This is a genomic window from Chitinimonas sp. JJ19 (genome assembly GCF_036961565.1).
Classification (GTDB): Bacteria; Pseudomonadota; Gammaproteobacteria; order Burkholderiales; family Chitinimonadaceae; genus Chitinimonas.
On sequence record NZ_JBAMDD010000002.1, the window covers coordinates 87,878 to 100,725 of the forward strand.

At 58.2% G+C, this 12,848-nt stretch carries 12 protein-coding genes and 1 tRNA gene; 7 read left to right on the top strand and 6 right to left on the bottom strand.

The features are described from left to right. The first annotated feature begins 123 nt into the window (after window positions 1-123). The 6 genes from V7714_RS02795 to V7714_RS02820 all read left to right on the top strand — a co-directional run bounded on the left by V7714_RS02795 (window position 124) and on the right by V7714_RS02820 (window position 7,189). Window positions 124-2,040, top strand: coding sequence for a TonB-dependent receptor plug domain-containing protein (locus V7714_RS02795; protein ID WP_335387929.1), 1,917 nt, complete (start codon window positions 124-126; stop codon window positions 2,038-2,040). Further along, window positions 2,015-2,677, top strand: coding sequence for a YfiR family protein (locus V7714_RS02800; protein WP_335387931.1), 663 nt, complete (start codon window positions 2,015-2,017; stop codon window positions 2,675-2,677). The genes V7714_RS02795 and V7714_RS02800 overlap by 26 nt, the downstream gene beginning before the upstream one ends. Further along, window positions 2,674-4,566 (top strand): ATP-binding protein, encoded by a 1,893-nt coding sequence (locus V7714_RS02805; protein ID WP_335387933.1) that lies wholly within the window; start codon window positions 2,674-2,676, stop codon window positions 4,564-4,566. The genes V7714_RS02800 and V7714_RS02805 overlap by 4 nt, the downstream gene beginning before the upstream one ends. A 21-nt stretch (window positions 4,567-4,587) precedes the next feature. Further along, complete coding sequence (locus V7714_RS02810; protein WP_335387935.1) at window positions 4,588-5,028, top strand: response regulator; 441 nt, start codon at window positions 4,588-4,590, stop codon at window positions 5,026-5,028. Window positions 5,029-5,379: 351 nt separating this feature from the next. Beyond that, window positions 5,380-6,615, top strand: a complete 1,236-nt coding sequence (locus V7714_RS02815) for an AAA family ATPase (protein ID WP_335387937.1) — start codon at window positions 5,380-5,382, stop codon at window positions 6,613-6,615. Continuing rightward, the gene (locus tag V7714_RS02820; protein WP_335387939.1) at window positions 6,608-7,189 is read left to right on the top strand and encodes a DUF4276 family protein; all 582 of its coding nucleotides are present in this window, start codon (window positions 6,608-6,610) and stop codon (window positions 7,187-7,189) included. The genes V7714_RS02815 and V7714_RS02820 overlap by 8 nt, the downstream gene beginning before the upstream one ends. 213 nt (window positions 7,190-7,402) lie before the next feature. On the opposite strand, the gene V7714_RS02825 is transcribed toward V7714_RS02820, so the two are convergent. Together V7714_RS02825 and V7714_RS02830 are read right to left on the bottom strand one after the other, a co-directional pair. Beyond that, a tRNA-Thr gene (locus V7714_RS02825) sits at window positions 7,403-7,478 on the bottom strand. 25 nt (window positions 7,479-7,503) lie between these two features. Beyond that, on the bottom strand, window positions 7,504-8,529 hold the full coding sequence (locus V7714_RS02830; RefSeq protein WP_284194638.1) for a CDP-6-deoxy-delta-3,4-glucoseen reductase: 1,026 nt from the start codon (window positions 8,527-8,529) through the stop codon (window positions 7,504-7,506). Between the two features lie 42 nt (window positions 8,530-8,571). Here V7714_RS02830 and V7714_RS02835 point away from each other — a divergent pair, with 42 nt between their 5' ends. Further along, window positions 8,572-9,459, top strand: coding sequence for an NAD-dependent epimerase/dehydratase family protein (locus tag V7714_RS02835; protein ID WP_335387943.1), 888 nt, complete (start codon window positions 8,572-8,574; stop codon window positions 9,457-9,459). On the opposite strand, the gene V7714_RS02840 is transcribed toward V7714_RS02835, so the two are convergent. The 4 genes from V7714_RS02840 to V7714_RS02855 all read right to left on the bottom strand — a co-directional run bounded on the left by V7714_RS02840 (window position 9,460) and on the right by V7714_RS02855 (window position 12,848). Continuing rightward, on the bottom strand, window positions 9,460-10,242 hold the full coding sequence (locus V7714_RS02840) for a flagellar brake protein (protein ID WP_284194640.1): 783 nt from the start codon (window positions 10,240-10,242) through the stop codon (window positions 9,460-9,462). It lies immediately after the preceding gene. Window positions 10,243-10,360: 118 nt separating this feature from the next. Continuing rightward, a complete protein-coding gene (locus V7714_RS02845) occupies window positions 10,361-10,945 on the bottom strand; it encodes an SCO family protein (protein WP_335387945.1) in 585 nt (194 codons plus the stop codon). Then, window positions 10,942-11,853 carry a heme o synthase gene (cyoE, locus tag V7714_RS02850; RefSeq protein WP_335387947.1) on the bottom strand — a complete coding sequence of 304 codons (912 nt, stop codon included), beginning with the start codon at window positions 11,851-11,853 and terminating at the stop codon, window positions 10,942-10,944. Before cyoE ends, V7714_RS02845 begins: the two co-directional genes overlap by 4 nt. Window positions 11,854-11,876: 23 nt before the next feature. After that, on the bottom strand, window positions 11,877-12,848 hold the full coding sequence (locus V7714_RS02855) for a COX15/CtaA family protein (RefSeq protein ID WP_335387948.1): 972 nt from the start codon (window positions 12,846-12,848) through the stop codon (window positions 11,877-11,879).

A 12,848-nucleotide genomic window follows, 5' to 3' on the forward strand; every position in this document is an offset into this window, starting at 1 on the left:
CGCCGCCGGGCAGTGGGGTAGGCATACAACAGTTAGGCCTTGCGTCACCAAGGGCAACACCTATAGTCGATAGACCTGCCGGATAGAGCAGGAAACACCCATAAATCAAGCAGGAGGATAGCGATGCGGGACGACCCCCTTGGTGGATCAGCGCGCCTGACCCACCACTCTGCCATGTGGGTAGTCGCCTTGGTGTGCTCGCTGCCTACGCTGGCCAACGGTATGCCTGCGGCCGAACTGGCCGACCTCAGCATAGAGGAGCTGGCGAATATCGAGGTCACCTCGGCATCCAAACAGGCCGAATCCCTGTCTCTGACCAGCGCTTCGCTGTTTGTCATCACCGGCGAAGACCTGCGCCGCAGCGGCAAGACCACCCTGCCGGAAGCCTTGCGCCTGGCGCCCAATCTGCAGGTAGCGCGGATTGATGCGCGCAACTATGCCGTCTCGGCACGCGGCATGAACGATGCCTTCACCAACAAGATGCTGGTGCTGATCGATGGCCGGGTGATCTACTCGCCGCTGTTCTCCGGCGTATTCTGGGATGCCCAGGATGTGGTGCTGGAGGACATCGCCCGCATCGAGGTCATCAGCGGCCCCGGTGCTACGCAATGGGGCGCCAATGCCGTCAATGGCGTCATCAATATCATCAGCAAGCGGGCGCAGGACACCCAGGGCGGCCTGATCAGCCTGGACCGCAGCCACCAGCAGGGCAATGGCGTCGTCCGCTGGGGGAGCGCCCTGCCCAGTAACGGCCACTTCCGCCTGTATGCCAAACATGCCGAACAGGACGACACCTACCGCGCCAACAGCACCCGCACCGCCACCGGCATGCGGCGCAACCAGTATGGCTTCCGCGCCGACTGGGATGGCGGTTTCAGGTTGCAGGGCGATACCTACCAGGCCGCGCTGCACCAGGCGGGCACCCGCAATATCCTGACCCGTGGCCACAATCTGCTGGGGAGCTGGAGCCGTACGCTAGCCCAGGGTGGCCAGTTCTATCTGCAAGCCTATATCGACCGCACCAGGCGCGACCAACCCGGTGCCTATATTGATGAGCTGAACACTACTGAGTTGGAATTCCAGCACCATCAGCCTCTGAATGCGCATCACCGGCTTAGCTGGGGTGCCGGCTATCGCCAGGCCAAAGACCATATCCGCCCACAGACTCGCGGCTTTGCCTTCCTGCCGGTAAAGCAGGATCTCTACTGGGGCCATCTCTATGTCCAGGATGAAATCAGCCTGAGCGATACCCTGCGGCTGATACTGGGCGTAAAGCTGGAGTGCAACAATTACAGCGGACTGGAAGCCATGCCCAATCTCCGCTGGAATTGGGCATTCGACGACAAGCACCAACTATGGGGAGCCGTCTCTCGCGCCGTCCGAGCGCCATCGCGCATAGACCGGGATTTTTACGTCCCGGCCGTAGCCCCCTACATGATCGCCGGCGGCCCCAACTTTGCCGCCGAGACCGCCGATACGGCAGAACTGGGCTATCGGGGCCTGCCCAGCGGCGTGCTGTCCTATTCAGCTACGCTGTTTTATACCCGCTACGACAAGCTGCGCAGCGGCGAACCCAACCCCAACGGCGCAGGCAACGCCGTACTCTCCAACAAGATAGCCGGCCATATCACCGGCATGGAGCTATGGGGAAACTGGCAGGTAAAGCCCTCCTGGCGACTCAGCGGCGGCTGGGTGGCCCAGCACAAGCGCCTGAGCCGCAAGGCCGACAGCCGCGACAACAACGGCGCCCAGAACATGGGCGCCGACCCCAACCACTACTGGAGCCTGCGCTCGCAGCACGACCTGGCCGCCAATATGACGCTGGACCTGGCCCTGCGCAGGGTAGGCGCCATACCCCGGCCAGCCGTGCCCGCCTACACCACGCTGGACGCCAGTTGGTCGTGGTCGCCCCAGCCTGGGCTGGAGCTGGCACTCACCGCCCAGAACCTGCTGGGCGATCACCACCCCGAGTTCGCCAACGCACCGGCGCGCAGTGAATACGGACGGGAGGCGCATGTACAGCTGCGCTACCGATTCTGATCGCCACGGCATACCCCCATCCGGCATGCCATCGCGCTGCCGCGACACCGGCCCGGATATCGCCTGGCTACGGCGACCTGACACGGGTAGCACCTGGCATTGGCGCGCATGGTGCCTGCTGATGCTGTGTTGCCTGCTGCCCTTGGTGGCCGCCGCGTCGGATAGTGCGCTGGAGTACAAGGTCAAGGCCGCCTACCTGTACAAGTTCAGCAGCTATATCGAATGGCCGGAGAGCGCATTTGCCTCGCCCGATGCCCCGCTGGTTATCGGCGTCTTGAGCGCTGATGCGGTTGCGCACGAGCTCGAATCGTTGCTGGCAAACCGCAGCAGCCAGCAGCACCCCCTGTTGCTGAAGCGCTTACAGCCGGGGGCAGACCTGGCTGGCATACACATACTCTTCATAGGCAAGAGCGAGGCCAGCAATCTCAAAACCCTGCTGCAGCCTATGCAAGCACGACCGGTGCTGGTGGTCACCGAATCGGCCAACGCCCTGACCGCAGGCAGCATCATCAACTTTGTCCTGCAGGATCAGCGGGTACGATTCGAGATTGCCCTGGGTAAGGCAGAACACAGCGGGCTCAAACTGAGCGCCCGTTTGCTGGCCGTGGCCACGCAGGTCAGGAACGGTGCGCCATGAGGCTCCGATACGGCTTGCGCTCCATACGCTACAAGCTGCTGCTGACCTTGCTGGCCAGCAATCTCTGCACCCTGCTGGTCGCCGCTGCCGTGCTGATCTACAACGACCTGCAAGAATACCGGCTGAATCTCAGCAGCGAGCTCAATACCCAGGCGGAGATACTGGGGCAGGCCAGCATAGCCGCACTGGAGTTCAACGACCCCAAGGTGGCGCAAGAGAACCTGGCCCTGCTGAAAATCAAACCCGGCATCATCGCTGCCGGACTGTACACGGCAACCGGCACCCTATTCGCCGGCTATTCCCGCCAGCGCTCGCAACCCCATCGCTTCCCCCCCCTGCCAGGGCTCGATGGCATACAGATCGCAGACAAGGAGATGTGGCTGTACAAACGGGTAGTGAACCAGCAGGAAATACTGGGGACCGTCTATCTGCGAGCCCACTACGACCTGCAGCAGCGACTGCAGCACAACCTGGGCATCCTGGCAGGCGTGGGCCTGTTGAGCCTGCTGGCCAGCCTGCTGATCTCCACCTGGCTACAGACCTATGTCAGCAAGCCCATCACCTCGGTCAGTGATACGGCCCTGCAGGTGGTCAGCCGCCGCGACTTCAGCCTGCGTGCCCACAAGAGCACCGACGACGAAATAGGCTATCTGGTCGATGCCTTCAACGAGATGCTGGCCGAAATCGGCCGCCGTACCGAAGCCATCGAAGCATCACAGCAAGCCCTGGAACATGAGGTGGCAGAACGGCGTGAAACACAGCTGGCCCTGCAGCATAGCGAACGTCGCAACCGCTCGCTGCTGACCGCCATGTCGGTGACCATCTGGGTCAGCGACAAGCTGGGCGGGTTCGCCGCCGAACAACCTGCCTGGGCAGACTATACCGGCCAGCCCCTTGCCGAATACCAGGGCCTGGGATGGCGCAGCGCCTTTCACCCGGATGACCAGGGCCATCTGGACCGGGCCTGGGCAAGAGCGATCAGCCAGCCTGCTTCGTTTGAGCTGGCGGCACGCCTGTGGCATGCCGGCTCAGGCCGCCACCGCCATATCACCCTGCGCACCGCCCCGCTGTTTGACCAAGCCGGCGAACTGGTGGAGTGGATAGGCGGGATCAGCGATACAGACGATCGCTACGCCGCCGAACAGGCGGTCGTCCAGTTGAATGCCGAATTGGAGCAAAGGGTAGCCGAGCGCACGGCAGAGCTGGAGACCGCCAACAAGGAACTGGAAAGCTTCAGCTATTCGGTCTCGCACGATTTGCGCGCACCGGTCAGGGCCATCGGCGGCTTCGCGGCCCTGCTCAACCAGCACCAGGGCGCCCAGCTCAACACCGAGGGCCAGCGCCTGCTAGGCATAGTCCGCAGCGAAGCCACCCGCATGGGCTACCTGATAGACGATCTGCTGGCCTTCTCCCGGCTGGGGCGGCAGGCCATGCAAATGAAGCCGCTGGACATGATGGCACTGGTGCAAAACACCTATAGCCATCTGCAAAACCAGCACCAGGGGCCGCCCGTACAGTTCAGGCTGGGCAACCTGCCCGATACTCTGGGGGATATGAGCCTGCTCAGGCAGGTCTGGGTCAACCTGCTGTCCAATGCCCTCAAGTTCAGCAGCAAGCAGGCACAGCCCACCATCGAGGTCGGCGCCATCAGCGATGACGAAAAGCATACCTACTATGTGCGCGACAACGGCACCGGCTTCGACCCTGCCTACAAGCAAAAGCTGTTTGGCGTATTCCAGCGCCTGCATGACGCTGCCGACTACCCCGGCACAGGCGTAGGATTAGCCTTGGCACAACGCATCATCAACCGCCACAACGGCACCATATGGGCGGACAGTACCCCCGGTGAAGGCGCCACCTTCTACTTCACCTTACCACGCAGCCATTGAATATCTTGCAGGAGCAGCATCATGGAAGAGATTGAGCACATACACATACTGCTGGTCGAGGACAACCCGCTGGACGCCGAGCTAACCATGTACGGCCTGCGCAACACCATCGCCAACACCATTACCTGGGTAAAAGATGGGCAGGAAGCCCTGGACTACCTGTTCCGCCAGGGCGAATACCAGGACCTGGACGCCGCCATGCCCGGCCTGATACTGCTGGATCTGAAAATGCCCAGGGTAGACGGCACCGAAGTGCTGCTACAGGTCAAGGCCGACAGCCGCACCCGCCGCATCCCCGTGGTGGTCATGACTTCCTCGCGCGAGGAGTCGGATATCCTGCGCAGTTACGACCTGGGCGCCAATAGCTATGTGGTGAAGCCGGTCGATTTCGACGGCATCAGCGACGTGGCCAAGCAGGCTGGCTTTTACTGGATGGTGGTGAATCGGCATTTGCAGCGGTGATGGTGGTGGCAAGTGAGAGTCTCACATGCGAAACCGCACATTTAGAGTGTATATATAAAACTCAATTTTTTTTGGGGGGCAGGAAACCGTGCCGACTGCTTGAACTAGAGCCGTCCGAGTGGTGTATGCTAAGGCCTATAAATTGCGCCGAATGACACAGACAGGTGTACCGGTGATGCGAATGAGTGCGCCGAGGCAGACCGGACTTACGAAGAAACTGCATTCACGCCTAGGCAAACCAATTAGAATCGGAACCAAAAGATTGATATTCAACCAATGTTCGCTATAAACAATGTTGATGGGCTAGCTTGGCCCACCCTTAGCCAGTCATATCCATAGACGGAAAGTACAATGCGCATTAATAAAATTAGCATTAAGAATTACAGATCGTGCGTTGATGCAAAATTCAACCCACACAAATCGCTAACCGCGCTGATCGGGCCAAATGGTAGCGGAAAGACCAACATTCTATCCGCAGTGCGATTACTGCCTGCTTTGTGTTATCACCCCGGGCGCAACTATGGCGGCGAGGAGCCAATATCAACAACTTGCGAAATTAAAACATGGTATGAGATAGATGCATCCTTTGTAATTCACACCGCCAAATTATATCTAACCACAAATGAGAAGAATCAAGATGAAATTATAGGCTCAAATGAAAGCTGGACCATCCCCAATGGCGAAAAGCGCAGAAAGAGAATTGATGCACCATCTTGGATTTTGCACGAACTCGTCAAGCAACCACAAGCTCAAACCACCTCATCTGGGATTAGAAAATCCCACCTTAATGAGTTTTTCACCCAAAGAGGAATTTCTCAAAATGATCTTACAGTACTAGAGCATGCCATTCGCCTGATGGCAGGCATCAGTTACTACAGCGCCTCTCAGTTCACAAACCCAGGAAATTGCCCTATTTCATTTGAAGTTGAAATGGAAGGATCCAACAATCGCCGAACAGGAATATCAATTTCCGGCCACAAAAAGTTCTTATATGATTTATACCAAGAACACAGAACCAACTCCGACTCTTACCTGGAGTATATAGATCTAATTGGAGAAAATGGAATTGGCCTTGTCGAGTCCATAAATTTCAATGAAATTGAAACATCGAAATCCAGTTACAGTGTCATGACAGGAGGCAAGGTACTTAAACGGGAAAAGCAAAATCTATTAATCGTACCAAGCATTACTATCTCCGGGAATGGCTTATCCCCAAGTCAACTATCAGAAGGGACATTTAAAACACTAGCACTCATATTCTATCTAGTCACAGACAAAAGTTCTATCTTAATGATCGAAGAGCCAGAGGTATGTGTACATCACGGTTTACTCAATAGCATAATGGAGCTAATTGGCATATACTCAAAGAGCAAGCAAATATTCATATCAACTCACTCGGATTCCATTCTAGATAGACTAGACATAGACAATGTATTTAAAGTAAGAAGGGAAAAAGAATTAGGGACGCAGATATCAAATATACGAGAAAACTTACGCACTAAAGAACTTACCGCCCTTAAGAATTACTTACTCAACGAAGGCAGTCTTGGTGAGTTTTGGAAGCATGGCGATCTCGAAAATGTCTAAAATAATAGGAATTATTGCAGAGGATGCGAGCGATGTTGATGTAATTTCTAGCATCCTCTGCAAATATGTTGATCGCAATTCATTTTCAATTAAGAAATTCGTTGGAAACGGTTGCGGAAAGTTGAGAAATAAATGTGAAATCTGGGTTGCGAATTTGTTCCAGAGCGGCTGTCATCACGTTTTAGTTTTTCATGACTTGGACAAAAATGACGAGACAGACCTCCGCACCATGCTTGAGAGCAAAGTATCGCAACTAAAATTCCCAAAGTCGTTAATTGTTATTCCAGTTGAAGAAATCGAAGCATGGTTGCTTTCCGATGAAAACGCCATCAAGGATGTTTTCTCTCTCAAAATCAAACCAAAAAGAATTAATGACTGCGAATCTATAAAATCACCCAAAGAACACTTGGAAAATCTTGTTTGGTCCGCTGAAAAAAAACGCTACCTAAACACCACTCACAACAAGAAAATAGCCGAAAAGACTTCCATAGATAATTTCCGCAGGTGTCATTCATTCATAGCATTTGATGAATATGTAAAAAAATCAATATTTAAGTTGAACACAAAGAAGTAGGCGTAAAATTTCTGCTTCCCCTCTTGAGGGCTAGCTAGTCCCGCATCCTCGTCTATGGGTATCGAGGCCGATATTCTTAATAGCGTCCTCTGCCCACAGGGCAAGACTAGGGCTGAAGTTAGATTTACCGCCCAGTCAAGACAAAAATTGTGGAGCCGCCTGCAATCCGCAAAGCAGAAAGGGGCTACGTTTTCACGTAGCCCCTAGATTTTCTGGTGCCGACAACCGGAATCGAACTGGTGACCTGCTGATTACAAGGCAGCTGCTCTACCAACTGAGCTATGTCGGCACAGGGGGCGAATTATACCGATCTATCAGCTTTTGCGAAGATCTTTCGACAGAAAAAATGCATCCGAGAAGAATTCGTCTGCCGGCAGGCCGCGGCCTGTGAAGCTGCCGTGGGCGGCTTCCACCATTACCGGGGCGCCGCAGGCATAGACCTGATAGCCCGCCAGGTCGGCAAAATCGTGCAGCACGGCCTCGTGTACAAAGCCGGTACGGCCATGCCAGGCATCTTCTGGCTTGGGTTCGGACAGCACTGGGATAAAGGTGAAATTGGGCATCTCGGCCTGCCACTGGCCTGCCAGCTCGGGCATGTAGAGGTCGTCCAGCGTCCGGGCGCCCCAGTAGAGAATCATCTCGCGCTGGATGTTCTTCTTGATGGCGTACTCGACTATGCTCTTGATGGGGGCGAAGCCGGTGCCGCTGGCCAGGAAGATGATGGGCTTGTCCGACTCTTCGCGCAGGAAGAAGGAGCCCAGCGGGCCAGTAAAGCGCAATATCTCGCGCTCGCGCATCGAGTTGTGGACATACTCGGAGAATTCGCCGCCGGGCACCAGCCGCACATGCAGTTGCAGGTAGTCTTCGGTGTGGGGCGGGTTGGCCAGCGAGAAGCTGCGCTTCTTGCCATCCTTGGTATGGATATCGATGTACTGGCCGGCCAAGAACTGCAGCCGCTCATTGGTCGGTAGCTTGAGCGAGAGTACGGCCACATCGTGCGATACCCGGTCTATCTTCTCTACCCGGCATGGCAGGGTGCGTATCTGGATATCCTTGGTGGCCTGGATTTCGCGGCATTCGATCACCACGTCGCCTTGCGGCTCGGCACAGCAGAACAGGGCCAGGCCTTGGGCTTCTTCGGTCTTGTTGAGCGCAGAGCCGGAATGTTCGCGATGGCTGATCTCGCCCTGCAACACGCGGCCCTTGCAGGCGCCGCAAGCGCCGTTACGGCAGCCATAAGGCATGTTGAAGCCGACACGCATGGCGGCATCCAGCAGGGTTTCGCCTTCTTCCACGGTAATTTGCTGCTTGCTCGGTTCGATGGTGAGCTGATGCGACATGTTGGTTCCTGCTGGCACACACGGTACGGCTACAATCGCACCATGCGTAAAAGAAGACTATTGATCGTGGGTTGCGGCGACGTGATGCAGCGGGCCTTGCCCTGGCTGACGGCACGTTTCCGTGTTTATGCCTTGTGCCGCAGTACCGAGCAGGCCCAGCGGCTGCGCAGCCAGGGCGTGGTGCCGGTGCGCGGCGACCTGGACCAGCGCCGCAGCCTGCAACGCCTGGCTGGGCTGGCCGAGTATGTACTGCATAGTGCCCCGCCACCCAATACCGGCAACAACGACCCACGCAGCATGCGATTGGCCGCAATGCTCGCGCAAGGCGCGATTCTACCACGGGGGCTCTGCTACATCAGTACCAGCGGGGTGTATGGCGATTGTGGCGGCGCACTGCTGACCGAAAGCCAGCCCTGCAGGCCGGAGTCTGCCCGCGCCTGGCGCCGGGTTGCGGCAGAGGCCTTGCTCCGGCGCTTTGGCCAGCGTAGCGCTTGCCGGGTAAGCATACTGCGCGCCCCAGGCATCTATGCGGCAGACCGGCTACCGCTGGAGCGCCTGCATAAAGGCACGGCCGCGCTACGGCCGGAGGACGATGGCTACAGCAACCATATCCATGCCGATGATCTGGCCCACGCCGCCTGCCTGGCCTTGTTCCGTGGCCGCCAGGGCCGCGTCTACCACGCTTGCGACGACAGCCGCTGGAAGATGGGAGAGTGGTTTGACAAGGTAGCCGATACCTATCACCTACCCCGGCCACCTCGGCTATCGCGCGCCGAGGCAGAACAGCAGGTATCTCCGGCTTTATGGTCATTCATGCGGGAATCACGCCAGCTGAGCAATCAGCGGCTGCGCAAGGAGTTGCGACTGCGGCTGGCCTACCCTACGCCGCAAACCCTGCTCGACCGGCTGGGCGATCGAGCGGTCGGGTAATCAATTGCGCAACAGCTGATGGCGCTCGCGCTCCAATTGCGCAATATAGCGCTGGAGCAGGTTCTCGGTCTGCCGGGGCAGGTCGACAAAGCGGGTGCCCAGCATGGTCTGCACCGTGCCGTCGCGCTTGGTCACCTGGCGCTTGCTGCGTATCTCTATGGTCAGTTCCACCATGCCGAAGGTGCCGAGGTCGACACGGCAGCCGGGGAACACATCCAGCTGCTCGACTTCGACCTGACCTTGCATCCACAGCCCCATGCCGCCGATGGAGATATCGTGCAGGGGGAGGTCCAGCACCCGGCCATTGGGGTGGCGCAGCTTGCACAGCAGTGGCTTGCCTATGGGGGTATCGAGCCGGAAGTACTCGCGCCGCTGCAGCTTGATCAGATCATTGGGGAAGCTGGCCTCAAAGGCTGGGCGCTCGTCGTAATCGACCAGTGAGATACCACCATCGAGCACGAACTGGATACGCACGCCCTCGGGGGCGGCCGCGAAGACGATGTGATCGGCACGCAGCAGCGAGCGGTTGATAGCCTCTACGCCGCAGATGTCGAACCAGAAGCGTTGCTGCTTGGTGTCGCACTCCAGTATGGCGGACAAGAAGGAGAACTGGCCGTGATCGAAGTACACCGAGACCAGATCACCCTTTTGCGCCAGTGAACGGAGCACGAAACCGATTTCTACCGGCGTACGCAGCAGAAAGCTGCTGACGTCCACGCCTTCTGGAATCAGCGCAACGGGTGCCTTGCCTTCCTGAGAGGGGTTGTTTTCCGCTTCCGCCACAGTGTTTGGGAGCCTGTTTATATATTGATGATTTCGGGATTTTGCCACAGCCGGCGAGGCATCCACACTAGCGCGATGTTATCCACAGCCCAAAGTCCGGCACCACATCGACCCTTTTTTACAACAATAGACCAATGTCATGAGAAAACACCTTTGCGCCAGCGCCATAGCTGACGAACAGGCGCAACTTGCCTTCCCTGTCCAGAATATAGCTGCCCGCGCTGTGGTCTACGGTGTAATTTGTCGCATCCGTGCCATTCCGCTGAAAAACAATGCGGAATCGGTCGGTCACCGCCCGAATTTCGGCGGGGGTGCCCCGCAATCCCAGAAAGTCGGGATGGAAGGCCGGCACGTACTGACTCAGCAAGGCCTGGGTGTCCCGCTCCGGGTCCACCGTCACAAATAGCACCTGTACCTGTTTGGCCTTATCGCCCAATTGCGTCATGGCCGCCTTCAGCTCGCTCATGGTAGTGGGGCAGACATCGGGGCAATGGGTGTAGCCAAAGAACATCACCACCACCTTGCCCTTGAACTCCTCCAGCCGCCGTTGCTTGCCGTGGTGATCGGTCAGCGTAAACGGGCCGCCTATGGGGGCGCCGGTCACGTCGGTGGAGAGAAAGGCCGGCTTGGGCGCCTCGCTGCAAGCGGTGAGCGCCAGGCAGGCTGTCAGCAGCAGGGCGCCCAGATTACGCAGGGATATCATCGTAGTGGGATGTGCAGATAGTGATCCACCAGCAGCGCGGCAAACAGCAGCGAGAGGTAGAGGATGGAATATCGGAAGGTGCTGCGCGACAACTCATCGGTATAGCTGCGCCAGATACGCCAGGCATAGACCAGGAAGATGGCATCGAGTATCAGGGCGGACACCAGATAGATACCGCCCCCCATGCCGGTGGCCACAGGCAGCAAGGTGACTGCCGTCAGTATCAGCGTGTAGAGCAGCACATGCAGCCGGGTGAAGGCTTCACCGTGGGTGACGGGCAACATGGGCAGTCCGGCACGGGCATAGTCATCGCGCCGGTAGAGCGCCAGGGCCCAGAAGTGGGGTGGGGTCCAGGCGAAGATGATGAGGAACAGGATCATGGCATCATGACTGACTTCGCCCGTGACTGCCGCCCAGCCCAGTATCGGCGGCATGGCACCCGATGCCCCACCGATCACGATGTTCTGCGGCGTGCTGGGCTTGAGCACGACGGTGTAGATGATGGCGTAGCCGACAAAGGTCGCCAGGGTCAGCCACATGGTGAGCGGATTGGCCCATTGGTGCAGAATAAACAAGCCTATGCCGCCAACCACCAGGGCGAAGCCCAGCGTCTGGCCGCTGGTCACCTGCCCACGCGGCAGGGGGCGGGCACGGGTGCGTGCCATCAGGGCGTCGATCTTCTGCTCCACCAGGCAGTTGATGGCCGCAGCGGCACCGGCCACCAGGCCTATGCCGACGGTGGCGGCCAGCACAGGCAGCCAGGGCGGCAAGGCGGGGGTGGCCAGGAACATGCCGATGACCGCACAGAAGACGATCAGGGCCACCACCCTGGGCTTGGCCAGGGCAAGGAATTCACGCAGCCGGGCTTTCAGGCCCAGTGGCGGTTTGGTCAGGGTCACGGCACTCATCACATTTCTCCTGCGCTTTGCCCTTAGCGGCGCTGCGCCAGCCGGTAATTCAGCACCACCATCAGCAGCAGCAGCATGGCAGCGCCAGCATTGTGCAGCACGGCAACCGACAGCGGCAGATGGAAGACCACATTGCTGATACCCAGGCCTACCTGCAGCAGCAACATGCCAGCAATGGCGAGCGCAAGGCTACGCAAAACACCCTGCGCATACAAGCGCCAGCTCAGTATGCCTATAAAACAAAAGGTCACCAGCGCCCCCAGTCTGTGCAGCCAGTGTATGGCGGTCAGGTTGGCCATGCTCAGCAGCTCCCCTTCCGGCGTCTGGCCCAGTTCGCGCAGCACATGGAAGGCATCGCGGAAATCCATCTGCGGTACCAGGGCACCCTGGCAGGTGGGGAAGTCGGTGCAGACGACTGCGGCGTAGTTGGTGCTGACCCACCCACCGAGGATGATCTGGCAGGACACCACCAGCAGGCCCACGAAGGCAGCCAAGCGAAATCCGCCTGCACGTTCCACCCTGGCCCAGTCCCGCTGCCGCAAGGCCAGCCAGGTCAGCATGGCGACCAGGGTCATGCCGCCGATCAGGTGGCTGGTGACAATGGCAGGCTTGAGCAGCTTGGTCACCGTCCACATGCCCAACGCGCCCTGGAAGCACACCACGAAAAAGATGGAAACCGCCAGCAGGGGCGATTGCCGCAGCCGATCACGATGCTTGACTGCCATCACGGCCAGCACCAGCACCAGCAGGCCTAATGCACTGGCCAGATAGCGATGCACCATCTCTTTCCAGGCCTTGGCCATGCTGACCGGGCCATGGGGTGCTTCGGCATGGGCCGCCAGTATTTCGTCCACCGCATGTATCGGGGTAGCCTTGCCATAGCAGCCGGGCCAATCGGGGCAGCCCAGGCCGGCATCAGACAGGCGCACATAGGCGCCCAGCACCACCACGCAAAGCGTCCAGACGACGGCCAGGAGAGCGAGTTTACGAAACAT

Excerpts from the sequence above, each read along its gene's own strand:
- V7714_RS02830 (WP_284194638.1), bottom strand. The coding sequence starts at position 8,529 with ATGTCGCATCAGCTCACCATCGAACCGAGCAAGCAGCAAATTACCGTG.
- V7714_RS02855 (WP_335387948.1), bottom strand. The coding sequence starts at position 12,848 with ATGTTTCGTAAACTCGCTCTCCTGGCCGTCGTCTGGACGCTTTGCGTG.
- V7714_RS02810 (WP_335387935.1), top strand. The coding sequence starts at position 4,588 with ATGGAAGAGATTGAGCACATACACATACTGCTGGTCGAGGACAACCCG.
- V7714_RS02795 (WP_335387929.1), top strand. The coding sequence starts at position 124 with ATGCGGGACGACCCCCTTGGTGGATCAGCGCGCCTGACCCACCACTCT.
- V7714_RS02800 (WP_335387931.1), top strand. The coding sequence starts at position 2,015 with ATGTACAGCTGCGCTACCGATTCTGATCGCCACGGCATACCCCCATCC.
- V7714_RS02845 (WP_335387945.1), bottom strand. The coding sequence starts at position 10,945 with ATGATATCCCTGCGTAATCTGGGCGCCCTGCTGCTGACAGCCTGCCTG.
- V7714_RS02835 (WP_335387943.1), top strand. The coding sequence starts at position 8,572 with ATGCGTAAAAGAAGACTATTGATCGTGGGTTGCGGCGACGTGATGCAG.
- V7714_RS02820 (WP_335387939.1), top strand. The coding sequence starts at position 6,608 with ATGTCTAAAATAATAGGAATTATTGCAGAGGATGCGAGCGATGTTGAT.
- V7714_RS02805 (WP_335387933.1), top strand. The coding sequence starts at position 2,674 with ATGAGGCTCCGATACGGCTTGCGCTCCATACGCTACAAGCTGCTGCTG.
- V7714_RS02815 (WP_335387937.1), top strand. The coding sequence starts at position 5,380 with ATGCGCATTAATAAAATTAGCATTAAGAATTACAGATCGTGCGTTGAT.
- cyoE (WP_335387947.1), bottom strand. The coding sequence starts at position 11,853 with ATGAGTGCCGTGACCCTGACCAAACCGCCACTGGGCCTGAAAGCCCGG.